The sequence below is a fragment of the Streptomyces sp. DSM 110735 genome (genome assembly GCF_016482685.1).
Lineage (GTDB): Bacteria > Actinomycetota > Actinomycetes > Streptomycetales > Streptomycetaceae > Streptomyces.
Map to the genome: position 1 here is coordinate 87,829 of NZ_JACYHF010000012.1, position 22,256 is coordinate 110,084.

Below are 22,256 nucleotides of genomic sequence, written 5' to 3' on the forward strand. Positions count from 1 at the left end.
TCCGCGTGGATGCGGGTCAGGCGCGGTTGCTGTAGTTCGGCGCCTCGACCGTCATCTGGATGTCGTGCGGGTGGCTCTCCTTGAGACCCGCCGAGGTGATCCGGACGAACCGGCCGTGCTCCTGCAGCTCGGGCACGGTGCTGCCGCCGACGTAGAACATCGACTGGCGCAGACCGCCGACCAACTGGTGGACCACCGAGGACAGCGGGCCGCGGTAGGGCACCTGCCCCTCGATTCCCTCGGGGATGAGCTGCTCGTCGGAGGCGACACCCTCCTGGAAGTAGCGGTCCTTGGAGAAGGACTTGCGGTCGCCGCGGGTCTGCATCGCGCCGAGCGAACCCATGCCGCGGTACGACTTGAACTGCTTGCCGTTGATGAACAGCAGCTCGCCCGGGGACTCCGCACAGCCCGCGAGCAGCGAGCCGAGCATCACGGTGTCGGCGCCCGCGACCAGCGCCTTGGCGATGTCGCCGGAGTACTGCAGACCACCGTCGCCGATGACCGGGACCCCGGCCTCCTTGGCGGCCAGCGCGGCCTCGTAGATCGCGGTGACCTGCGGGACGCCGACACCGGCGACCACGCGGGTGGTGCAGATCGAGCCCGGTCCGACACCGACCTTGACGCCGTCGGCGCCCGCGTCGACCAGCGCCTTGGCGCCGTCGCGGGTGGCGATGTTGCCGCCGATGACGTCGACGCCGGAGGAGTTCGACTTGATCTTGGCGATCATGTCGCCGACCAGCCGGGAGTGACCGTGCGCGGTGTCCACGACGATGAAGTCGGCACCGGCCTCGATCAGCGCCTGGGCGCGCTCGAAGGAGTCACCGGCCACACCGACGGCCGCGCCGACCAGGAGCCGGCCCTCGCCGTCCTTCGCCGCGTTCGGGTACTGCTCCGCCTTGACGAAGTCCTTGACCGTGATCAGACCCTTGAGCACACCGCGGTCGTCGACCAGCGGCAGCTTCTCGATCTTGTGCTTGCGCAGCAGCTCCATCGCCTCGGGGCGGGAGATGCCGACCTTGGCCGTGACCAGCGGCATGGGCGTCATGACCTCGTGCACCCGGCGGCTGCGGTCGGTCTCGAAGGCCATGTCTCGGTTGGTGACGATGCCGAGGAGCTTCTTCTCCGCGTCGGTCACCGGGACGCCGCTGATGCGGAACTTCGCGCACAGCGCGTCGGCCTCGGCGAGCGTGGCCTCCGGGTGGATGGTGATCGGGTCGGTCACCATGCCGGACTCGGACCGCTTCACCAGGTCGACCTGGTTCGCCTGGTCCTCGATCGACAGGTTGCGGTGCAGCACGCCGACGCCGCCCTGGCGCGCCATCGCGATCGCCATGCGGGATTCGGTCACCTTGTCCATGGCGGCGGACAGCAGCGGGATGTTGACACGGACGTTGCGGGAGACGTACGAGGAGGTGTCGATGTCCTCGGGCGCCATGTCCGACGCGCCCGGGAGCAGCAGCACGTCGTCGTAGGTCAGCCCGAGTGTCGCGAATTTACCGGGCACTCCGTCGACGTTGGCAGTCATGACACCTTCCCCAAATGGCCTTGATCGGTGCGGATGTCCATGCTAACGGGAAGCGTCGCCATCACATTCCACGCTGTGGGGGCACCGCGGGCTTCGTATTTTCGTACGGAAACGGTGGCGCGCGCGTTCACGCACGACCTCGCGCCCGCCCTGCCCGGGTGGGCCTCCGGCCGTCCCACCACCGCTTTTTCGCTCCGCACCGGCCGGTCGTGCCGACGTCGGCGGACCGCCAGGGAACGGCTTACGGGTTACTGCTCGGCCAGCGCGCGCAGCCTGCTCAGCGCGCGGTGCTGCGCCACCCGTACCGCTCCTGGTGACATTCCCAACATCTGCCCCGTCTCCTCCGCGGTCAAGCCGACGGCGATACGCAGCAGCAACAGTTCGCGCTGGTTCTCGGGGAGGTTGGCCAGCAGCTTCTTCGCCCACGCCGCGTCGCTGTTGAGCAGGGCGCGCTCCTCGGGACCGAGGGAGTCGTCGGGGCGCTCGGGCATCTCGTCCGAGGGCACGGCCGTGGACCCCGGGTGCCGCATCGCGGCGCGCTGGAGGTCGGCGACCTTGTGCGAGGCGATGGCGAAGACGAACGCCTCGAAGGGGCGGCCGGTGTCGCGGTAGCGCGGCAGGGCGAGCAGCACCGCGACGCAGACCTCCTGCGCGAGGTCCTCGACGAAGTGGCGCGCGTCGCCGGGCAGCCGGGACAGGCGGGTGCGGCAGTAGCGCAGGGCGAGGGGGTGGACGTGCGCGAGCAGATCGTGCGTGGCCTGCTCGTCCCCGTCGACGGCACGGTGCACCAGGGCGCCGATCGCCCCGTGAGCCGTGCTCGCCTCCTCGTCGCGCATCGGTCCATGGTGCCTTGCGGCCGTCCGGTCCGTCGCATCGCGTTCGTGGTTGTGCACCGAAGCGTTATGAGCAGGTGCGCCCGCAGCAGTCATCCGCCGCACCCTCCCCTTCCGCTTGACCGACTCCCCGAGAGACTCCACACCTCAAGGATGCGGCATCCCCACGGAAACAAGCAGCGGGCACCTTCGGGGGTGGGTGGAGTGGGGGGTGAAACGGGGGTACGGGCGGTTCGTTCGAGGCGCGTGCGCCAGCTCTGTGTGGCAGGCGACCATGTGCGCGGACCCCATGTGACGCCGCCCCGTGCAGCCCGACCACATGTGCCGAGGACCCATGTGCGCTGACCCCATGTGGCGCGGTCCTATGTGGATCGACCCCGTGTGCCGAGGAACCATGTGAACCGACCCCATGTGGCCAGACCCCACGACCGCAGGCTCTGGGCAGCCGGACTCCATGCCGGACCTCATATGGCACGGCTTTGTGTGGAGCGCCCCCATGTGCCGACGACCCATGTGGACCGACCCTGTACGGCCAGCCCCCACGCCCAGAGACTTTGGGCAGCCAGCCCCCATGTACCCGGACTTCATATGGCGCGGACCTATGTGCAGCGACCCCATGTGGCGAGGACCCATGTGGACCGACCCCGTGTGGCGAGGACCCATGTGGACCGACCCCGTGTGGCCAGACACCACGCACCGAAGCCCAACGCAGCCAGACCCCACACGCCATGACCTCATACGGCGAGGACCCACGTGGCGACACCCCATGTGGCCAGCCACCCCGTGGCGACACACCACATAGCCACGCACCACGCGGCAGCCCGACACCACGCCGTAGCAACCCGGCACCACGCGCCACCACCACCCCCGAGCACCAACGCACACCGTCACGCGCGCGCCCGACCTCGGCGACAGCAAACCGCCCCGGCCCACCGCCAGGTGACCGCATCACAGCCCACCTCCGGACGCCGGTCGTACGACCGGCTCCACAGCGAAAGCCCCTCGGACAGCCCCCGTGAGCGACCGGCGCCACGCGGTGTGCGACAGCGCACCGCGAGCGCGGGCGGACAGACAGCCGGAAGCGCGAGCCCCCGCCCACCCGGTCCGCCCCGCCCGCCGACCGGCAGGCGGGGAGCGACGGGTGGCGGGCCGGGGCACCGCCGCCGCGCATGTCCTAGCGGACCAGACCCCAGCGGAAGCCGAGTGCCACCGCGTGGGCGCGGTCGGAGGCGCCGAGCTTCTTGAACAGGCGCCGGGCGTGGGTCTTGACGGTGTCCTCGGAGAGAAACAGCTCGCGGCCGATCTCGGCGTTGGAGCGGCCATGACTCATGCCCTCGAGGACCTGGATCTCCCGCGCGGTGAGCGTGGGCGCGGCGCCCATCTCCGCCGAGCGCAGCCGGCGCGGGGCCAGCCGCCAGGTCGGGTCGGCGAGAGCCTGCGTCACCGTGGCCCGCAGTTCGGCGCGCGAGGCGTCCTTGTGCAGATAGCCCCGCGCCCCGGCCGCGACGGCCAGGGCCACGCCGTCGAGATCCTCGGCGACGGTGAGCATGATGATCCGCGCGCCCGGGTCGGCGGACAGCAGCCGACGCACGGTCTCGACACCGCCCAGGCCGGGCATGCGGACATCCATGAGAATGAGGTCGGAGCGGTCGGCACCCCAGCGGCGGAGGACTTCCTCGCCGTTGGCAGCCGTCGTCACGCGCTCGACGCCGGGCACGGTCGCGACCGCGCGGCGGAGCGCCTCTCGGGCAAGCGGGGAGTCGTCGCAGACGAGGACGGATGTCATGACCGCCCTCCGCAGCTGATGCGCGTCACCTTGAGCCTCCAGGCTGGTACGGAATCGTCACCTGTGCGGTCGACCGTCTCGGACGCCTGCCCGAGCACTTGTGTTTTCAACCGCCTCCGCACTCTCAACGATGGTCACTCGAAAGAGTTACGGGGCCACACGCTGTCTTCGGCACTCTACGTGAGGGGGCCGACACGGTGGAGACATGGCCGACGGACCCTCGCCGTTTCATCACAACCCATGCCCCATTTAGACCTTTTTGCTCCCATTTCACGGTGTCTAGAGCTAGATTCGCAATGAGTCATATTTTCATCTCCTTAGACCGGAGATGTACGGTCGAAGGCACCGTATCCGCCCAGAACGGCTACAAGGGGTCACGTAATGGCAGATTTCTCCCGCCTTCCCGGACCGAACGCGGACCTGTGGGACTGGCAGTTGCTGGCCGCCTGCCGCGGGGTGGACAGCTCGCTCTTCTTCCACCCGGAGGGCGAGCGCGGGGCGGCTCGGAGCGCTCGTGAGAACTCGGCCAAGGAGGTCTGCATGAGGTGCCCGGTCCGGGCCGAATGTGCGGCACACGCCCTGGCGGTACGGGAGCCGTACGGCGTGTGGGGCGGCCTCACCGAGGACGAGCGCGAGGAGCTGATGGGGCGGGCACGCAACCGCCTGGTGTCGGCGTCGACCACCGGCGGGGGCGCCGCTCCCAATACCTGAAGGAACGTTTCTGCATACGCTTCTCACCGGGCACGCCCACGCGTGCCCCGGACCCTTGGTGCCGTAGACCAGCCGTGACCAGCGCCTTCGCCCGTTCCCCCGCAACGCCTCCGCCCGCATGACGCCTGTGTGGCGTCCGCGCGCCTACGCCTGCCGCCTCAAACCCTCCGCCGCCCGCGTCAGTTGCTCCAGCGTCGCCGCCACTGCCGGGACCTGGGCCAGGTCGGGGAGGGTGAGGGCGACGATCTCGCGTCGTACCGCCGGTTCCAGGCGGACCACGCGCACGCCCCGAGGCCGTACCGAGTCGACCGCGAGCTGGGGCAGCACCGCGACCCCGAGACCGGCGCCGACCAGGCCGATCACCGCCGGGTAGTCGTCGGTGGCGAAGTCGATGCGCGGGGTGAAGCCCGCGCCCTCGCAGACCTGCACCAACTGCCCCCGGCAGCGGGGGCAGCCCGCGATCCAGGGTTCCTCGGCCAGTTCCCCGATGGCGACGGATTCGGCGCGGGCGAGCCGGTGGCGCTCGGGGACGAGGGCGACGAGACGGTCCGTCAGCAGGCGCCGTACGACCAGGTCGTCCCACTCCTCGGCGGCCGCGCCCGCGTAGCGGAAGGCGAGGGCGATGTCGCAGTCGCCCTCGCGCAGCAGTTCGACGGACTTCGGCGGCTCGGCCTCCTCCAGGGAGACGCGGGTGCCGGGGTGGGCGGCGCGCAGGGCGGCCAGGGCGGTGGGGACCAGGGTGGAGCTGCCGCTCGGAAAGGAGACGAGCCGGACCCGGCCGGCCCGCAGACCCGCGATCGCGGCGACCTCCTCCTCGGCGGCGGTGAGTCCGGCGAGAATGCCGGAGGCGTGTCTGACCAGGGCTTCTCCGGCCTGAGTCAGCCGCATCTCGCGGCCGCCGCGCACCAGCAGCGGGGTGCCGACCGAGGCTTCGAGCGCCTTCATCTGCTGGCTCACGGCGGGCTGGGTGCAGCCCAGCTCGCGGCCGGCCGCCGAGAAGGAGCCGGTCGTGGCGACGGCGCGCAGGACGCGGAGATGACGTGCCTCGATCACCCTTCGAGCATAAGCCGCGCTTGGGAACGGTGGCCAATATCGCGTCGACGCTTTGGGAGACGGTCACGTACCGTGCGCACATGAAGCTTCTCTCCGTCAATCTCGGGCACCCCAAGGCGGTGCCGTACACGGACCAGGCGCAGGGTCTGACGGGCATCGACAAGCGCCCCGTCGAGGGACCGGTGCGGGTGACGGCCCCGGGTCCCAAGGGGGTCGGCGGGAGCGGGCTCGCCGGGGACGCGGTGTGCGACCTGCGCCATCACGGCGGGGACGACCAGGCGGTGTACGCCTTCGCGCGCGAGGACCTGGACGAGTGGGAGCGGGAGCTGGGCCGACCTTTGGCCAACGGCTGCTTCGGCGAGAACGTGACCCTGGACGGCGTCGAGGTGTCCGGGGCGGTCATCGGCGAGCGGTGGCGGATCGGTCCGGAGCTGATTCTGGAGGTCACCTCGGGGCGGATCCCGTGCCGTACGTTCCAGGGCCATCTGGACGAACGGGGCTGGGTGAAGAGGTTCACCCGGAAGGCGGCGACCGGTGCCTACCTCCGGGTGATCGAGCCGGGCGAGATCCGGGCGGGCGACGCGGTGGAGATCGTGCACCGGCCGGAGCACGGGGTGACGGCGGCGATGCAGTTCCGTGCGGTCACCACGGAGCGGGAACTGCTGCCGCTGCTGCTCCCGGCGATGGACGCGCTGCACCCCGAGGCGCGGGCGAAGGTGCGCAAGTACGTGGCGGAGCAGACGGGCTGAGGACGCGTCACCGGGGACGTACGGCGCCGCCCGGGGTCACTACCCTTGGGCCATGACAACGGCTCTGATTACGGGATCGACCGCGGGGATCGGCGCCGCGTTCGCGCGGCGGCTGGCGGCTGACGGGCATGACCTCGTCCTGGTGGCGCGCGACACCGGGCGGCTGCGGGAACAGGCGACCGAGCTGCACGACCGGCACGGCATCGAGGCGGAGGTGCTCACCGCCGACCTGGCGGAGGACAAGGGCATCGAGACCGTCGCCGAGCGCCTCGGCGACCGCCGCAACGCCGTCGACCTGCTGGTCAACAACGCCGGCTTCGGCAACAAGGGCCGCTATCTCGACGTCTCCATGGCCGACGAGCTGCGGATGCTCAAGGTGCACTGCGAGGCGGTACTGCGGCTGACCTCGGCCGCGACGGAGGCGATGCGCGAGCGCGGGCGGGGCGGCGTGGTGAACGTCGCCTCGGTGGCGGCGTTCGTCCCGCGCGGCACGTACGGCGCCTCCAAGGCGTGGGTCGTGCAGTTCACCCAGGGCGCGGCGAAGGACCTCGCGGGCACGGGCATCCGCCTGATGGCCCTGTGCCCCGGCTTCGTCCGCACCGAATTCCACGAGCGCGCCGGCATGGGCACCGACAACATCCCCGGCTGGATGTGGCTCGACGCCGACAAGGTCGTCGCCGAAGCCCTCGAAGACCTCTCCCGCGGCAAGACCCTGTCCATCCCCGACCCCCGCTACAAAACCCTGATGGGCCTGGCGAAGGTCGCGCCCCGGGGGCTGCTGGGGACGCTCAGCGCACGGACGGGACGCAAGTACGGGCCGCAGTGAACGGCTGACCGGCGCCCGGGCCGGTGCGGGGGCGGGCTGTGCGGGGGCGGGCTTCGGCAAACCGATGCACGGCGGCGGAGAGGTCGTCCCGGCATTCCGTGACGGTGGCCGGGCGCAGCGGGTCGTTCGCCCCGTGGTCGAGTGGAACGCGGTCCGCGATCCGGATCAGCGGTTCGCTCGCACCACCCGGTTCGTCGGGCGTGGCAGCCGTCGTCGAGGGTGTCCGCAGGTCAAGGCCGCGTGGACGACCGGTGCCTGATGATGTTCTGGATGTCGGTGAGCCACTGGCGCAGCGAAACGCCGTCGGGTGGATAGACCTGGAGTCCGAGAATCTCCGTCACATGGTCGAGTTCGTCATCCGTCTCGACCATGGCGAGCAGCGACTCGATTTCGCGCGCCGCTTCGGAAACGGCGTCCGCCGGGTTTGCCGAGAAGTAGTCGTCCAGAGCTTCCCCGTGCGATCCGTAGAACCGTGAGAAGTCCTGGTGGAACTGGGCGGCCAGGAGATGCCGAAGCTCGGGAAACCGCTTGCGCCACTCCCAGTCCGTCTGCGGCACGGAAGAGTGCTGATGTGTTCCGCCTTCCCTGATCCGCCGCAGATGGGCGCGGGCAACGGCAAGGCACTGCTCGACCGTGCGGCCGACGGGAGGATTCACATGGGGCAAGGCGTCCACGTCATCAGCGATGTCATCGCTGAACAGACCGGTCTCCAGCAGGTCGTCGATCTCGGCGATCACCCGGTCCAGCGCCCCTGGTGTACGCAGCGCCTGACGCACATACGCGTGCAGAGCCGGGCCGGGCTCCTCGGCAGTGTCCGTGAACGTGTTACCCGCGAAGGCGTAGGAGCTGAGCAGATCGTGGAGTTCGGGAAAGCGTTCGCCCTCCTCCATGGAGTCCTCCGGTCGAATCATGGGTGGTTCTGGCCTCAGGCTTTCGGGAAGGAGGTGTGAATACGGTAGCCGTTCGGCATCTCGGGATCGCGGCGGAGAAGCACGAATACCCGGTGAACGTCGTGAGGTCCGGTGCCGCGAATGAAGTCCTCTCGGGACAGGCTCCGCCCGGTGGCCTCCTGACCGAAGTCGCATTCGAGCTCCAGGTCCCTCTTGGTCCCCTTCTCGAGCCAGCGCTTCACCGCTGATTGTTCCTTGAGCATGACCCGGTCCGTGAGGTCCTGTGCCGACTCCTCGCTGATGAAGCTCGAGCTCCCTTTGATGTTCCCTTCCGCCCGCAGCCGGGATCTCAGCTCTTGGTCGGTCTTCTCCACATGCTTGGCCAACGTGTGGGATGTGGTCGGGCTCCCCTTGCCTTCGTCGCCCGCGAGATCCGCTCGGTACTTCGGTTTGACCGGTCCTCTTCGTTTACTGCGTGGCCAGGCGTTGGGCTCTCCGTCCCCCTTGATGAGCAGACCGAGATCGTCGAGAGCCGGGCCCGCACCGCCGGCCAGGGCCGGCTCGGGTCCGAAAGAGGGCACCCGCACGCCGCCGAGAAGCTCCGTAAAACCTCCCGCGCTGCGCGCGGCTCGAACGGTGGCCCCGGCACCGCCGAGGCCACCGCCCAGCAACGCGCCGTACGCCGCGGCGTCATGAACCTCCGCCAGGTCGAGCCCGCCCTTCTGCTCACCCACCGCCATGGAGACCGGCTGGGTGACGGCAAGGTCCACCGTGACGGATTCGATGCCGCCGAAGAACGCCATGGCGAAGGTGGTGCCCGCGATGGCGGCGATCTCCTCGGTCACGGCCACGCCCAGACCGGCGGCGACCTCCGTGACCGTGGCCGCCGCCGCCACCGCCGCGCCTTCCGACATACCGGCGGTGAACACGGCCAGGGCGGTGCTGGCGACGAGCGTCGCGCCGACGATCTCCAGTTCGTGTTCGAGTTTCTTCTTGGCGCCGTGCACGGTGTCCGCGTACGCGTCCAGTCCCTTGGCCATGGCGCGGGCGGCGCCGGCCAGATCCTTCAGCCAGCCGTGGCCGTCGTGGTGGTAGCGACGCCAGAACGGGTCGGCGAAGGCGGAGATGGCCTCGCCCTTGTTGTTCTCGATCAGGGATCCGGCCGCCTTGTTGGCGGCAGAGGTGACGTCGTCGACGTCGTCGGCGAAGGACCGCCACGCCTTGGCGGCGTCCCGCAACCCGTCCTCGTCGGCGTCCGGCCACCACATGCCCGTCATGTCCTGGACGACCTTGCGAGCCTTGTCCGCGACGCTCACTTGCCGTCGCCCTTGTCGTCACCCTTGTCGTCGTGTCCGATTCGGACGCGGCTGAACATGCCCCGGATCAGCTCTTCGTTGTCGATGTGCCCGTCGGCCATGTCCACCATGGCGTCGTGGATGCTCGCCAGACCGTCGACGAGGATCTGGGTGGCGTGCTCCATTTTCTTCACGTGCGGGCCGTACAGCTTGTGGAACTTCTCGCCCTGCTCGTCGTCGCCCCACGGCGCACCGGCCGCGGCCAGTCCGTGCCTCAGCTTGGTCAGAGCATGCGCGAGGGCAACGCTCTCGTGGTGAAAACGAGGCGCCGTCGATTTGATGTCAGCGATCTTGATATCGAGTATCTCGCCGCTCTCACCCATGACGTGGGTTCTCCCCCTCCACCGACTGCACGGGTGTTCGACCTTAGTGGCCAGTCTCGCTTCGCTGTCGCGATGATCGCAAAGGGAGAGCAAAGGTCCTGCAACGCCGAGGCCCGGCGTCCCCGTGGGGAGGCCGGGCCTTGGTGTGGTGAGGGTGGGTCAGTGGGCGTGACCGTGGCTGTGGCCGTGGCCGGCAGCAGCCTCTTCCTCTTCCTTCTTCTCGACGACCAGGGTCTCGGTCGTCAGGAGGAGGGCGGCGATGGAGGCCGCGTTCTCCAGGGCGGAGCGGGTGACCTTGACCGGGTCGATGACGCCGGCCTTGATCAGGTCGCCGTACTCGCCGGTGGCGGCGTTGTAGCCCTGGCCCTTCTCCATGTCCTTGACCTTGGAGACGATGACGTAGCCCTCCTGGCCGGCGTTCTCGCCGATCCAGCGCAGGGGCTCGACCACGGCGTTGCGGACGACCGAGACACCGGTGGCCTCGTCGCCGGTCTTGCCGAGGTTGTCGTCCAGGACCTTGGAGGAGTGGACCAGCGCGGAGCCACCACCGGAGACGATGCCCTCCTCGACCGCGGCGCGGGTCGCGGAGATGGCGTCCTCCAGACGGTGCTTCTTCTCCTTCAGCTCCACCTCGGTGGCGGCGCCGACCTTGATCACGCACACGCCGCCGGCCAGCTTCGCGAGGCGCTCCTGGAGCTTCTCGCGGTCCCAGTCGGAGTCCGTGTTCTCGATCTCGGCCTTGATCTGGTTGACGCGGCCCGTGAGGTCGGCCGCGTTGCCGCCGCCCTCGACGATCGTGGTGTCGTCCTTGGTGACGGTCACGCGGCGGGCGGTGCCCAGCACGTCCAGACCGGCCTGGTCGAGCTTGAGGCCGACCTCCTCGGAGATGACGGTGGCGCCGGTGAGGACGGCCATGTCCTGCAGCATCGCCTTGCGGCGGTCGCCGAAGCCGGGAGCCTTCACCGCGACGGCGTTGAAGGTGCCGCGGATCTTGTTGACCACCAGGGTCGACAGGGCCTCGCCCTCGACGTCCTCGGCGATGATCAGCAGCGGCTTCGAGGCGTTGGTCTGGATGATCTTCTCGAGCAGCGGGAGCAGCTCGGTGATCGAGGAGATCTTGCCCTGGTTGATCAGGATGTACGGGTCGTCGAGGACGGCCTCCATACGCTCCTGGTCGGTGACGAAGTACGGGGACAGGTAGCCCTTGTCGAAGGCCATGCCCTCGGTGAAGTCCAGCTCCAGACCGAAGGTGTTGGACTCCTCGACGGTGATGACACCGTCCTTGCCGACCTTGTCCATGGCCTCGGCGATCAGCTCGCCGACCTGGTCGTCCTGCGCGGAGAGCGCGGCGACGGCGGCGATGTCCGACTTCTCGTCGATCGGACGGGCAGCGGCGTGCAGGTCCTCGGAGACGGCCTTGACGGCGGCGTCGATGCCCTTCTTCAGGGCGGCCGGGGAGGCACCGGCGGCGACGTTCTTCAGACCCTCGCGCACGAGCGCCTGGGCGAGCACCGTGGCGGTGGTGGTGCCGTCACCCGCGATGTCGTTGGTCTTGGTCGCCACCTCCTTCACGAGCTGGGCGCCGAGGTTCTCGAACGGGTCCTCGATCTCGACCTCACGGGCGATCGTGACACCGTCGTTGGTGATGGTGGGCGCGCCGAACTTCTTGTCGATGACGACGTTGCGACCCCGGGGGCCGATCGTCACCTTCACCGTGTCGGCCAGCTTGTTGACGCCGCGCTCAAGGGCGCGACGGGCGTCCTCGTCGAACTTCAGAGTCTTCGCCATGACAGCGGTAGCCCTCTCGAAAATCTGGGTGGATGTGACCGCGCCCCCGGCCGCCCGGCTTCCTCTCGGTCGCGGGGGGCCAGGGGCGCAGTGGTGAAGCAGAGGCTGCTTCGGGTGAACTACTTCTCGATGATCGCGAGCACGTCGCGCGCCGAGAGGACGAGGTACTCGTCGCCGTTGTACTTCACCTCGGTGCCGCCGTACTTGCTGTACAGCACGATGTCGCCGACCTTGACGTCGAGCGGCAGGCGCTCGCCGTTCTCGAAGCGGCCCGGGCCCACGGCGAGGACGGCGCCCTCCTGGGGCTTCTCCTTCGCGGTGTCCGGAATGACCAGGCCAGAGGCCGTGGTCTGCTCGGCGTCCAGCGGCTGGACCACGATGCGGTCCTCGAGCGGCTTGATGGCAACCTTGGAGCTGGCGGTCGTCACGATCCGACCTCCCCCTTCTGAGATCACACGGGGTTGACTGTCTGAGGTGGCGACCAGGTGGATCCGTCGTCGCGGGTGCCGGACCTGCCCGTCGCTTTGTTGGCACTCTCTGCTGCCGAGTGCCAGAGCCGAGACTATGACCGGGGTTAGCACTCGGTCAAGCGGAGTGCCAATTGCCGTGCGGCGCGTCGGGGATGTCGGTGCGGGGAGTCGCGTCCACCGTTTCGGGGGCTGCGCCCCCGGACCCCCGCTTTCGGCCCTCAAGGGGCCTCGTCCTCAAACGCCGGACGGGCTGACAGTGAGCGGAGTTGACTACAGGTAGTCCTCCAAGTGGCCCACCGTCAGGCCGCGTTCCTGCACCTTGCGCAGCAGTCGCGCCGTCCGTTCGCCCAGGGCCGTTGCCGGGCCTCGGGCTGGGCCCACTCGGACGATGTCGCCCGGGAGGAGGGTGTGGGGGCCTCTTGTGTAGGCGACGCCGGTGGGGGTGACCGTCGCGCGCCAGAGGACGAGCGCGGTGATGCCGCAGTGGGCGGCGGCGCGGAGGGTGGTGTGGTCGTAGGTGCCGTGGCGGGGGCGGAGGAGGTGGGCGGTGGGATGGGTGCACAGGGCGGTGCGCTGGCGGGTGTAGGGGAGGCCGGGGAGGGTGCCGCGGCGGGGGGCTCGGTGTTCGACCGTCGCGCCTGCCCGGCGGAGCGCCGGTTGGCGGGCGGTGGCGAAGACCGTGACCGGGAGGTGGAGTTCGCGGATCAGGGTGGCCAGGCGGGGGTCCTGGCCGACGCCGTCGTCGTAGGTGAGGAAGACGACCTTGTCGGTGGTGGGGACGCGGTCGACGACTGCGGGGAGGCGGGTGGCCGTGCGGGTGGTCGCCGCGTGGTGGGGGGCGGTGGCGAGGGGGGCGGGCAGACCCCAGTGGCGGTAGGCGCGGTCGGCGCGGACCACGGGGCGGTGCACTCCCTCGGCGGCCTTCTTGCCGAGGCGTTCGATGGGGTCGACGGACTGGGCGCAGCCGGTCAGGAGGGCGGCGGTGGCCAGTACGGCGCACAGCGCGGTGCGCGCGCCCCCACCCGCGCTCCCGCGCCCGGTCCCGGACCCGCCGCCTCCGCCTCTCATCGAGCGCCCCCGCCCCCCGTCGCTCACAGGTAGTCCTCCAGGCGGGCCACCGCGTAGCCCTCGGCCGTGACCTTGTTCAGGAAGCGGCGCATGTCGTCGACCATGGTGCCGTTCCACTCGTCGGGACCGCGGAAGTGGGTGAGGACGATGTCGCCGCGGCGCAGTTGGCGGTCGTCCTCGCGGTACTCCCAGTGGTCGACGTAGACCTCTTCGTTCCAGATCGGCGCGTACTTGATGCCGCAGGACTTGGCGGCGCGCAGGGTGTCCTGGTTGTAGTCGCCGTAGGGCGGGCGCAGGACGGTGGGGCGCTTGCCGAACTGCTTCTCCATGATGTCCTGCATCCCGCAGATCTCGTGGCGCTGCTCCTCGTAGGAGAGACCGGGGAGATAGGGGTGGGTGAGGGTGTGGTTGTCGAGGGTGTTGCCGTACGACTGCGCCGTGCGGAAGTAGCCGTAGTCGTCCTTGACGAGGTAGTTGCTGAGGAAGGCGGTGTACGGGATCTTCAGCTCCCGCATCATCTCCAGGAACTTGGGGTCCTTCTCGGCGCCGTCGTCGATGGTGAGGAAGACGACCTTCTGCCGGGTGGGGACGGTGGTGAAGACCGGGGGGAGGTCCCAGTCGTCCTGGTGGTCGACCTCGAAACCGGCGCGCGCGGTGATCCTCGGCTTGACCCGGGGCGGCGCGGGCGGGGTGACCGGGACCTGCGCGAGGCCCCACTTGCGGGCGGCGGCCGCCATGCGCTGCTGTTCGGCGAGGCGGGCGGCTGCCGCGTCCTGGGGTTTGGCGGGGCCGGGCTGTCCGGCGGGTGCCTTGTGCGGGGCGGCGCTGTCGCCGGGGCCCGCGCAACCGGTGAGGACGGCGGCGGTGGTCAGTGCGGCGGCGCCGCAGCGCAGGGCGGTCGAGCGCCAACGCGCCCGAATTTTATCGTTTTGTACGACGGCTCGCATGGTGCCGGATCTTGGCAGGCCGGAGCCCCGTGACCGGCCCGACACCGCCGTCGGAGGCGTACGGTCCACCGACTGGCCCACAATGAGCCGGTGAACGACCAGCTCTCCTCCTTCCACGCCCTGCGCACCGACGAGGGCAGGGCCCTGCTCGACGAGGTGCGCGGCACCGCCCCGGCCGACGAACTCGCCGTCGCCACCCGGCTGCGCCGCACCCACCCCGTCGAGCTGGTGTCGGCAGCGCTGGGGCAGGCACGGCTGCGGCAGCGGGCGGCGGCGAAGTTCGGGGCGGAGGACGCGGAGCGGATGTTCTTCACGCCGAACGGGGTCGAGCAGTCGACCCGGACCAGCGTGGCGGCGTACCGCGCGGAGCGGATGCGGGCGCTCGGGGTGACCTCGGTGGCGGACCTGTGCTGCGGGATCGGCGGCGACGCGCTCGCGCTGGCCCGCGCGGGCGTCCGGGTGCTCGCCGTGGACCGCGACCCGCTGACGGCGGCGGTGGCGCGGGCGAACGCCGAGGCGCTGGGGCTCGACGACCTGATCGAGGTGCGCGAGGCGGACGTCACCGAGGTGGACACGGCCGGGTACGACGCGGTGTTCGTGGACCCGGCGCGGCGGGGCGGACGCGGTCGCATCTTCGACCCGGAGGCGTACTCACCGCCGCTGTCCTGGGCGGTCGCGGCGGCCCGTACGGCGCCGCGCGCCGCGCTGAAGATCGCCCCCGGCATCCCGCACGAGGCGGTGCCCGCGGAAGCCGAGGCGGAGTGGATCTCGGACGCCGGGGACGTGAAGGAGGCGGTGCTGTGGTTCGGCACCGGCGCCCCCGGCGGCGTCCGCGCCACCCTGCTCCCGGGCCCGCGCACCCTTGAGGGACGCGGTCTGCCCGACCCGGCGGTGCGCCCGGTCGGCCGCTACCTCTACGAGCCCGACGGCGCCGCCATCCGCGCCCACCTGGTCGCCGAGGTCGCCGAAGCCGTGGACGGCGGTCTCCTGGACGAGACCATCGCCTACATCACCTCCGACACCCTGCGCCCCACCCCCTACGCCACCGCCTACGAGATCACCGACCAACTCCCCTTCAACCTCAAGAAGTTGAAAGCCCTCCTCCGCGAACGCCAGGTCGGCACCCTCACCGTCAAAAAGCGCGGCTCGGCCGTAGAACCGGAAGAACTCCGCCGCAAGGTGAAGCCCCAGGGCCCCCACTCCGCGACGGTGTTCCTGACCCGGGTGGCGGGAGCACCGACGATGCTGATCGGGCGTCCGGCGGCGTAGCGGCACTCACACGGCGGCGCTCACCCGGCTACGCTCAGGCGGGCGGCGCCCCCGTGCTCGACCGCACCACCAGGCTCGTCGCCAGTTCCACGCGGGTGGAGGCGGAGTCCGTGCGGCCGAGGTCGAGGACCAGGCGGGCGGCGGCTTCGGCCATTTCGGTCAGGGGCTGGCGGACGGTGGTGAGCGGGGGGCCGACCCAGCGGGCGACGGGGAGGTCGTCGAAGCCGACGATGCTGAGGTCGTCCGGGACGCGGAGACCGAGTTCGCGGGCGGCTTCGTAGAGGCCGAGGGCCTGGAGGTCGTTGCCCGCGAAGACGGCGGTGGGGCGGTCGGGGGCGCGGAGCAACTCCAGGCCGAGGCGGCGCCCTGAGTCGTGGTGGAAGTCGCCCGCCTTGATCAGTTGCGGATCGACGGGCAGACCGGCGGTCTCCAGCGCGGCCCGGTAGCCGTCGAGGCGGGCGCGGCTGCACATCATGCGGGAGGGTCCGCTGATCGCGCCGACGCGGGTGTGGCCGAGGTCGATGAGGTGCCGGGTCGCGGCGAGACCGCCCTGCCAGTTGGTGGCGCCGATGGAGGGCACGTCGGCGCCCGGGTCGCCCGCCGGGTCGAGGACCACGAAGGGGATGCGGCGGCTGGTCAGCAGGGCGCGCTGGGAGTCGTCGAGGTCCGACAGGACCAGGATCACGCCGTGCGGGCGGCGCCCCGCGACCTGGTCGGCCCAGGTGCGCCCGGGGGTGAGCCGCCCGGCGCTCTCGGAGAGCACCACGCTCAGTCCCGCCTCCCGGGCGACGTTCTCCACGCCCCGGATGACCTCCATCGCCCAGGCGCTCTCCAGCTCGTGGAAGACCAGGTCGATCAGCGGCGAGCGAGTCGCCTCGGCCCGTCTGCGGCGGTAGCCGTGGGCGCGCAGCAGCTCCTCGACCCGGGCGCGGGTGGCGGCGGCGACGTCCGCGCGCCCGTTGAGCACCTTCGAAACAGTCGGAGCCGACACCCCGGCTTCCCGGGCGATCTCGGCGAGCGTGGCGCTCTGCGCCGTTCCGTTCTTCGTCGGCTTCATGGCCGCGATCGTATCTCTGCGAGACCTCTTGACGGGCTCTCTCGGGCGTCTTACGTTCCCGGAACATTCGAGTTGTCTTTCGAAACATTCGAAGACTTTCGCGGAGCCATCCGCGAGCGATCCGTGAGGGGTGCCCGTTCATGGAGACCTACAGCAGACGCTGGTTGCTCGGCGCCGGTGCCGCCACCCTGGCCGCCGGGCTCACCGCCTGCGGTTCCGGCGGCGGCTCCGGCGCGGACGGCACGCTCACGGCGTTCGTGTACGGCGACGACGCGGCGAAGGTGCAGGCGGCGGCGGTGACGCGGTTCAACTCCTCGGCAGCCGCCCGCGAGACCAAGGGCAGGGTCCGCCTGGAGAAGGTGCCCGGCGCGGAGTACCCCGCCAAGCTGCGCACCGCGATGGGCTCCCCGAACGCCCCCGACGTGTTCTTCAACTGGGGCGGCGGCTCCATCAAGGCGTACGAGGAGGCGCACCAGCTCCTCGACCTGACCGGCACCATCGCCTCCGACCCGGTCCTCAAGGGCGGTTTCCTGCCCTCCGTCCTCGCCGCGGGCGCGCTCGGCGGGCGCGAGTACGGCATCCCGATGCGCGGCATGCAGCCGGTGATCCTCTTCTACAACAAGCGCCTGTTCACCGAGCACAAGCTGAAGCCGCCCACCACCTGGGACCAACTCCTCGACACAAACGCGAAGTTGAAGAAAGCCGAGATCACCCCGTTCGCGCTCGGCGGCGCGGACGTCTGGCCCGAACTCATGTGGCTGGAGTACCTCGTGGACCGCATCGGCGGACCCGAGGTCTTCGACCGGATCAAGAACGGCGACCCGGCGGGCTGGGGCGACCCCGCCGTCCTCAAGGCGGCACGGACCGTGCGCGAACTCATCGACGACGGCGCCTTCGGCAAGGGCTACAGCTCGGTCGCGTACACCAACGGCGGTGCCCCCGCAGCCTTCGCCAAGGGCAAGGCGGCGATGCACCTGATGGGCTCGTGGGAGTACTCCACCCAGCTCGGCAAGTTCCCCGACTTCGCGAAGAAGGACCTCGGGTGGTGCCCCTTCCCGGAGTTCGAGGGCGGCGCGGGCGACATCCGCAACGTGGTCGGCAACCCCACCAACTACTGGTCGGTGAACGCCCGTACGAGCAACAAGGACGCCGCCCTCGCCTTCCTCCGCGACTGCGCCTCCGAGCGCTACGCCAAGGCGCTGATCGCCAACGGCGACATCCCGGCCACCTCCAACGCGGCCAAGCTGCTCGACGCCTCCCCCAACCCGGAGTTCGCCCGCTTCCAGTACCGCATGGTCCAGAACGCCCCCGCCTTCACGCTCAGTTGGGACCAGGCGGTCGACCCGAACGCCTCGACCCCGATGCTCACCGAGGTCAACAAACTGTTCGTCGGCAAGTCGTCGCCGGAGCGGTTCGTGTCGGCGCTCAAGGAGCTGAAGTGAGCGACGGGACAAGCCGGTCGGCGGCGCGCGCCGGGCGCCCCCACCCCTCCTGGGCGCTGCCCGCCGTGCTCTTCTTCGGCTTCTTCGCCCTCCTGCCCATGGTTCTCGCGTTCTGTCTGTCCTTCACCACCTGGAACGGTCTGGGCGACCCCCGCCCAGCCGGTCTGGCCAACTGGCACAAGCTGATCGGGGACGACCGGCTGACCCAGTCCCTGACCGCCACCGCCCTGCTGACGGTGGCCAGTTGGGTCTTCCAGACGCTCGCGTCCCTGCTCCTGGGCGTCTGGGCGGCGGGACGGCAGCGCAACCGGGCGATCCTGTCGGCGGTCTTCTTCGTGCCGTTCCTGCTGTCCTCGACGGCGATCTCGCTGCTCTTCTACGCCCTGCTCGACCCCAACTTCGGCATCGTGCGCGGCGACACGCTCGGCTCGACCTCCGGCGCGTTCCTCGCGCTGGTCTTCGTCGGCGGCTGGCAGTTCATCCCGTTCCACACGATGATCTACCAGGGCGGCGCCCGGCAGATCCCCGACGTGCTCTACCAGGCAGCCGCGATCGACGGCGCCGGACGGCTGCGCCGGTTCGTCTCCATCACGCTGCCCCAACTGCGCCACACGGCGACGACATCGAGCGTGCTGATGATCGTCGGCTCGCTGACCTACTTCGAGACCGTCCTGATCCTCACCCAGGGCGGTCCCGGCACGGACACCGCGATCCTGCCGTACCTGATGTACGAAGCGGGCTTCAAGAGCTACGACTTCGGCTACGCCAGCGCCGTCGCGACCTTCCTCGTCGTGGCCGCCACCGCGCTGTCGCTGCTGCTGATCCGGCTGTCCGGCTTCGGCGCCATGCGCAGCACGAGGGAAGGGATGTGACACCGTGGCACCCGACACCCTCACCCCGCCGGTGAAGTCCCCCGCGCCTGCCAAGCCCCTGCCCCCGCACCGCCGTCGGACCCGGCGCGCCGACCCGCTCGCCGGACTCGGCTCGGTGATCTGGCTGGCCGTCGTCATCGTCCCGGTCTACGCGATGATCTCGCTGTCCCTGACCGGCCAGGACGAGGCGCTCGGCCACAACGCCCTGCGCCCGCCGCGCCACCCCACCCTGGCCAACTACGACACCGTCCTGCACAGCGGCTTCGGCCACTTCCTCGCCAACACCGTGCTGGTCGCGGCTGCCGTCGTCGCCATCGTCCTGGTCCTGTGCGTGCCGCTGGCGTACGTCGCCGTCCGCACCCGGGGCTTCTGGTCGGGCGCCGCCTTCCGGCTGTTCCTGCTCGGCGTGGCCATCCCCGCGCAGGCGGTGGTGGTCCCGCTCTATCTGATGATCGCCAAGCTGAACCTGTACGACAGCCTGCTCGCGGTGATCCTGCCCACCGCCGCCTTCGCGATGCCGGTGTCGGTGCTCGTCCTCACCGGCACCCTGCGCGACATCTCCGAGGAGCTGTACGAGGCGATGGCCCTGGACGGCGCCTCCCCGGCGCGGATGCTCTTCCAGCTCGTGATCCCGCTGGCCAAGGGCGGCATCGGCACCGTCGTCGTCTACGCGGCGCTCCAGGCGTGGAACGGCTTCCTCTTCCCCCTGATCTTCACCCAGTCCGACGGTCCCCGCGTCCTCACCCTGGGACTGTTCACCTACGTCAGCCAGTTCGGCGTCAACATCCCCGCGCTGCTCGCCTCCGTCGTCCTCTCCGGCATCCCGGTCTTCGCCGTCTACCTGGTGGCCCGGCGCGCCCTGGTCGGCGGACTGATGGGCGTGGGCGGCAAGTGACCCCCGCGTAGCCCCTCGCGCACGGCGTCCCCTCGTACGACATCCCCGACAGGAGTTCCATGACCACCCCCGCCTGGCGCGACCCCGCGCTGCCCGCCGCCGACCGCGTCGCCGACCTGCTGTCCCGGATGACCCTGGAGGAGAAGACGGCCCAGTTGTACGGCGTGTGGGTGGGCGCGGACGCGGAGGGCGGCGAAGTGGCGCCGCTGCAGGGCGAGATGAGCCGGGTGACGGACTGGGAGGGGCTGATCGCGTACGGGCTGGGCCAGTTGACCCGCTCGTTCGGCACCGCCCCCGTGGACGCGGCGGCGGGTGCCCGTGCGCTCGCCGCCGCCCAGCGCCGTATCGCCGCCGCGGGTCGCTTCGGCATCCCCGCGCTCGCGCACGAGGAGTGCCTGGCCGGCTTCACCGCCTGGGGCGCGACCGCGTACCCGGTGCCGCCCGCCTGGGGCGCCTCCTTCGACCCGGAGCTGGTGGAGGAGATGGGGCGCAGGATCGGCGCCGACCTGCGCTCGGTCGGCGTGCACCAGGGGCTCGCCCCGGTGCTGGACGTGGCGCGCGATCTGCGCTGGGGGCGGGTGGAGGAGACCATCGGGGAGGACCCGTACCTGGTCGGCACGGTCGGCGCCGCCTATGTACGGGGGCTGGAGTCCGCCGGGGTGGTCGCCACCCTGAAGCACTTCGCCGGGTACGCGGGCTCGGCGGGCGCCCGCAATCTGGCGCCGGTGCGGGCGGGCGTCCGCGAGCTGGCGGACGTCGTGCTGCCGCCGTTCGAGCTGGCGCTGCGCGAAGGCGGCGCGCGGTCGGTGATGGCCGCCTACACCGAGACCGACGGCGTCCCCGCCTCGGCGGACCCGGAGCTGCTGACCCACCTGCTGCGCGAGGAGTGGGGCTTCACCGGCACGGTGGTCGCGGACTACTTCGCCGTCGCCTTCCTGCGCACCCTGCACCGGGTGGCCGCCACGAAGACCGAGGCGGCGCACGTGGCGCTGGCCGCCGGGATCGACGTCGAGCTGCCCACCGTGGACTGCTACGGCAGTGACCTGGTCGCGGCGGTACGAACCGGGGACGTGCCCGAGTCACTGGTGGACCGCGCGGCTCGCCGTGTGCTGCTCCAGAAGTGCGAACTGGGGCTGCTGGACGAGGACTTCACCCCGGAGCGCGAGGGCCCGGTGGATCTGGACCCGCCCGGGAACCGTGCCCTGGCCCGCCGCCTGGCGGAGGAGTCGGTGATCCTGCTGGCCAACCCGACCGGGCTGCTCCCCCTCTCCCCCGCCGCCCGGATCGCGGTGGTGGGACCCCGCGCCGCCGACCCGCTCGCGATGCTCGGCTGCTACTCCTTCCCCTCCCACGTCCTCCCCCACCACCCGGACGTGCCGCTCGGCATCGAGATCCCGACGGTCCTGGAGTCCCTGCGCGCCGAACTCCCGGACGCGGAGGTCAAGTTCGCCGAAGGCTGCGGCGTCTCCGACCCGGACACCTCCGGCTTCGCGGAAGCGGTCGCCCTCGCGGCGGACGCCGACGTGTGCGTGGCGGTGCTCGGCGACCGGGCGGGCCTGTTCGGGCGGGGCACCTCCGGCGAGGGGTGCGATGTGGCGGACCTGGAACTCCCGGGCGTACAAGCCGGGTTGCTGGACGCGCTGGTCGCCACCGGCACCCCGGTCGCCCTGGTCCTGCTCACCGGACGCCCCTACGCGCTGGGTCGCTGGGAAGCGCAACTCGGCGCGAGCGTCCAGGCGTTCCTCCCCGGCGAGGAGGGCGGCACGGCGGTCGCCGGAGTGCTCTCGGGACGGGTCAACCCCTCGGGACGCCTCCCGCTGAGCGTGCCCCGCGACCCCGGTGGCCAGCCCTGGACCTACCTCCAGCCACCGCTCGGACTCCCCAGTGAGGTCAGCGCCCTGGACCCGGCGCCGCTCTTCCCGTTCGGCCACGGACTGTCGTACACCTCGTTCGCCTGGGGGGAGTTCAGCTCCGCGGAGCCCGTGGAGATCGGCACGGACGGGGTGTACGACCTCGCGCTGAGCGTGCGCAACACCGGGGAGCGGGCGGGCGCGGAGGTGGTGCAGCTCTATCTGCACGACCCGGTCGCCTCGGTGACGCGTCCCGAGGTGCGCCTGATCGGTTACCGGCGGCTGGAGTTGGAGCCGGGCGAGGAGCGGCGGGTGAGTTTCCGCTTCCATGCCGACCTGGCGTCCTTCACCGGGCGTTCGGGCAGCCGGATCGTCGAACCGGGGCTGCTGGAGCTGCGGTTGGGCCCGTCGAGCGCCGAGGTGCGGCACACCGCGCAGGTGACGCTGACGGGTCCGGTGCGGCTGGTCGGTCCCGACCGGGTGCTGCGCTGCGAGACGGCGGACGCGCGGGTGGCACCGGCGGGGTGAGGGGGAAACGGCGAAGGCG

The 22,256-nt window shown here is 70.7% G+C and carries 20 protein-coding genes; 8 read left to right on the top strand and 12 right to left on the bottom strand.

Annotated features, from left to right (window positions below; translation table 11 throughout):
• Positions 1-16: 16 nt before the first annotated feature.
• The 3 genes from guaB to IF655_RS19545 form a co-directional block, all read right to left on the bottom strand.
• Positions 17-1,525: an IMP dehydrogenase gene (gene guaB / locus IF655_RS19535; RefSeq protein ID WP_199586194.1), complete on the bottom strand. Its 1,509-nt coding sequence runs from the start codon at positions 1,523-1,525 to the stop codon at positions 17-19.
• A 248-nt stretch (positions 1,526-1,773) separates the two neighbouring features.
• The gene (locus IF655_RS19540) at positions 1,774-2,361 is read right to left on the bottom strand and encodes a sigma-70 family RNA polymerase sigma factor (protein ID WP_161182054.1); all 588 of its coding nucleotides are present in this window, start codon (positions 2,359-2,361) and stop codon (positions 1,774-1,776) included.
• Between the two features lie 1,171 nt (positions 2,362-3,532).
• Complete coding sequence (locus IF655_RS19545) at positions 3,533-4,144, bottom strand: response regulator transcription factor (protein WP_003948568.1); 612 nt, start codon at positions 4,142-4,144, stop codon at positions 3,533-3,535.
• 381 nt (positions 4,145-4,525) lie between these two features.
• Here IF655_RS19545 and IF655_RS19550 point away from each other — a divergent pair, with 381 nt between their 5' ends.
• The gene (locus IF655_RS19550) at positions 4,526-4,855 is read left to right on the top strand and encodes a WhiB family transcriptional regulator (RefSeq protein ID WP_199586195.1); all 330 of its coding nucleotides are present in this window, start codon (positions 4,526-4,528) and stop codon (positions 4,853-4,855) included.
• Positions 4,856-4,999: 144 nt separating this feature from the next.
• Here the strand turns inward: IF655_RS19550 and IF655_RS19555 are convergent, their stop codons facing one another.
• Positions 5,000-5,908: a LysR family transcriptional regulator gene (locus IF655_RS19555; protein ID WP_199586196.1), complete on the bottom strand. Its 909-nt coding sequence runs from the start codon at positions 5,906-5,908 to the stop codon at positions 5,000-5,002.
• An 80-nt stretch (positions 5,909-5,988) separates the two neighbouring features.
• Here IF655_RS19555 and IF655_RS19560 point away from each other — a divergent pair, with 80 nt between their 5' ends.
• On the top strand, positions 5,989-6,657 hold the full coding sequence (locus IF655_RS19560; RefSeq protein ID WP_199586197.1) for an MOSC domain-containing protein: 669 nt from the start codon (positions 5,989-5,991) through the stop codon (positions 6,655-6,657).
• A 52-nt stretch (positions 6,658-6,709) separates the two neighbouring features.
• Positions 6,710-7,483, top strand: a complete 774-nt coding sequence (locus tag IF655_RS19565) for an SDR family oxidoreductase (RefSeq protein WP_199586198.1) — start codon at positions 6,710-6,712, stop codon at positions 7,481-7,483.
• Between the two features lie 230 nt (positions 7,484-7,713).
• Here the strand turns inward: IF655_RS19565 and IF655_RS19570 are convergent, their stop codons facing one another.
• The 7 genes from IF655_RS19570 to IF655_RS19600 form a co-directional block, all read right to left on the bottom strand.
• Positions 7,714-8,373 carry a contact-dependent growth inhibition system immunity protein gene (locus tag IF655_RS19570; RefSeq protein ID WP_199586199.1) on the bottom strand — a complete coding sequence of 220 codons (660 nt, stop codon included), beginning with the start codon at positions 8,371-8,373 and terminating at the stop codon, positions 7,714-7,716.
• A 35-nt stretch (positions 8,374-8,408) separates the two neighbouring features.
• Positions 8,409-9,689 carry an RNase A-like domain-containing protein gene (locus IF655_RS31670; protein WP_199586200.1) on the bottom strand — a complete coding sequence of 427 codons (1,281 nt, stop codon included), beginning with the start codon at positions 9,687-9,689 and terminating at the stop codon, positions 8,409-8,411.
• Positions 9,686-10,051 carry a hypothetical protein gene (locus IF655_RS19580; RefSeq protein ID WP_199586201.1) on the bottom strand — a complete coding sequence of 122 codons (366 nt, stop codon included), beginning with the start codon at positions 10,049-10,051 and terminating at the stop codon, positions 9,686-9,688. The genes IF655_RS31670 and IF655_RS19580 overlap by 4 nt, the downstream gene beginning before the upstream one ends.
• A 159-nt stretch (positions 10,052-10,210) precedes the next feature.
• Complete coding sequence (gene groL, locus IF655_RS19585; RefSeq protein WP_199586202.1) at positions 10,211-11,839, bottom strand: chaperonin GroEL; 1,629 nt, start codon at positions 11,837-11,839, stop codon at positions 10,211-10,213.
• Between the two features lie 119 nt (positions 11,840-11,958).
• The gene (gene groES, locus IF655_RS19590; RefSeq protein WP_018543953.1) at positions 11,959-12,267 is read right to left on the bottom strand and encodes a co-chaperone GroES; all 309 of its coding nucleotides are present in this window, start codon (positions 12,265-12,267) and stop codon (positions 11,959-11,961) included.
• A gap of 312 nt (positions 12,268-12,579) precedes the next feature.
• On the bottom strand, positions 12,580-13,377 hold the full coding sequence (locus IF655_RS19595) for a polysaccharide deacetylase family protein (RefSeq protein WP_242488823.1): 798 nt from the start codon (positions 13,375-13,377) through the stop codon (positions 12,580-12,582).
• 23 nt (positions 13,378-13,400) lie between these two features.
• A complete protein-coding gene (locus IF655_RS19600) occupies positions 13,401-14,324 on the bottom strand; it encodes a polysaccharide deacetylase family protein (protein WP_199586203.1) in 924 nt (307 codons plus the stop codon).
• 90 nt (positions 14,325-14,414) lie between these two features.
• On the opposite strand from IF655_RS19600, the gene IF655_RS19605 reads away from it, so the two are divergent.
• Positions 14,415-15,593 carry a methyltransferase domain-containing protein gene (locus tag IF655_RS19605; protein WP_199586204.1) on the top strand — a complete coding sequence of 393 codons (1,179 nt, stop codon included), beginning with the start codon at positions 14,415-14,417 and terminating at the stop codon, positions 15,591-15,593.
• 34 nt (positions 15,594-15,627) lie between these two features.
• Here IF655_RS19605 and IF655_RS19610 read toward each other — a convergent pair whose 3' ends face one another.
• Entirely contained in the window at positions 15,628-16,650 is a 1,023-nt protein-coding gene (locus IF655_RS19610; protein ID WP_199586205.1) for a LacI family DNA-binding transcriptional regulator, read from the bottom strand.
• 140 nt (positions 16,651-16,790) lie between these two features.
• Here IF655_RS19610 and IF655_RS19615 point away from each other — a divergent pair, with 140 nt between their 5' ends.
• From IF655_RS19615 to IF655_RS19630, 4 genes are read left to right on the top strand one after another with little or no spacing between them, the layout of a single operon-like run.
• Complete coding sequence (locus IF655_RS19615) at positions 16,791-18,092, top strand: ABC transporter substrate-binding protein (RefSeq protein ID WP_199586206.1); 1,302 nt, start codon at positions 16,791-16,793, stop codon at positions 18,090-18,092.
• A complete protein-coding gene (locus tag IF655_RS19620; RefSeq protein ID WP_199586207.1) occupies positions 18,089-18,964 on the top strand; it encodes a carbohydrate ABC transporter permease in 876 nt (291 codons plus the stop codon). The genes IF655_RS19615 and IF655_RS19620 overlap by 4 nt, the downstream gene beginning before the upstream one ends.
• Before the next feature lie 31 nt (positions 18,965-18,995).
• Positions 18,996-19,859 carry a carbohydrate ABC transporter permease gene (locus IF655_RS19625; protein WP_199586313.1) on the top strand — a complete coding sequence of 288 codons (864 nt, stop codon included), beginning with the start codon at positions 18,996-18,998 and terminating at the stop codon, positions 19,857-19,859.
• A gap of 59 nt (positions 19,860-19,918) precedes the next feature.
• Positions 19,919-22,237 (top strand): glycoside hydrolase family 3 N-terminal domain-containing protein, encoded by a 2,319-nt coding sequence (locus tag IF655_RS19630; protein ID WP_199586208.1) that lies wholly within the window; start codon positions 19,919-19,921, stop codon positions 22,235-22,237.
• Positions 22,238-22,256 lie beyond the last annotated feature (19 nt).

Excerpts from the sequence above, each read along its gene's own strand:
- guaB (WP_199586194.1), bottom strand. The coding sequence starts at position 1,525 with ATGACTGCCAACGTCGACGGAGTGCCCGGTAAATTCGCGACACTCGGG.
- IF655_RS19540 (WP_161182054.1), bottom strand. The coding sequence starts at position 2,361 with ATGCGCGACGAGGAGGCGAGCACGGCTCACGGGGCGATCGGCGCCCTG.
- IF655_RS19545 (WP_003948568.1), bottom strand. The coding sequence starts at position 4,144 with ATGACATCCGTCCTCGTCTGCGACGACTCCCCGCTTGCCCGAGAGGCG.
- IF655_RS19550 (WP_199586195.1), top strand. The coding sequence starts at position 4,526 with ATGGCAGATTTCTCCCGCCTTCCCGGACCGAACGCGGACCTGTGGGAC.
- IF655_RS19560 (WP_199586197.1), top strand. The coding sequence starts at position 5,989 with ATGAAGCTTCTCTCCGTCAATCTCGGGCACCCCAAGGCGGTGCCGTAC.
- IF655_RS19565 (WP_199586198.1), top strand. The coding sequence starts at position 6,710 with ATGACAACGGCTCTGATTACGGGATCGACCGCGGGGATCGGCGCCGCG.
- IF655_RS19570 (WP_199586199.1), bottom strand. The coding sequence starts at position 8,373 with ATGGAGGAGGGCGAACGCTTTCCCGAACTCCACGATCTGCTCAGCTCC.
- IF655_RS19580 (WP_199586201.1), bottom strand. The coding sequence starts at position 10,051 with ATGGGTGAGAGCGGCGAGATACTCGATATCAAGATCGCTGACATCAAA.
- groL (WP_199586202.1), bottom strand. The coding sequence starts at position 11,839 with ATGGCGAAGACTCTGAAGTTCGACGAGGACGCCCGTCGCGCCCTTGAG.
- IF655_RS19595 (WP_242488823.1), bottom strand. The coding sequence starts at position 13,377 with ATGAGAGGCGGAGGCGGCGGGTCCGGGACCGGGCGCGGGAGCGCGGGT.
- IF655_RS19600 (WP_199586203.1), bottom strand. The coding sequence starts at position 14,324 with ATGCGAGCCGTCGTACAAAACGATAAAATTCGGGCGCGTTGGCGCTCG.
- IF655_RS19610 (WP_199586205.1), bottom strand. The coding sequence starts at position 16,650 with ATGAAGCCGACGAAGAACGGAACGGCGCAGAGCGCCACGCTCGCCGAG.
- IF655_RS19615 (WP_199586206.1), top strand. The coding sequence starts at position 16,791 with ATGGAGACCTACAGCAGACGCTGGTTGCTCGGCGCCGGTGCCGCCACC.
- IF655_RS19630 (WP_199586208.1), top strand. The coding sequence starts at position 19,919 with ATGACCACCCCCGCCTGGCGCGACCCCGCGCTGCCCGCCGCCGACCGC.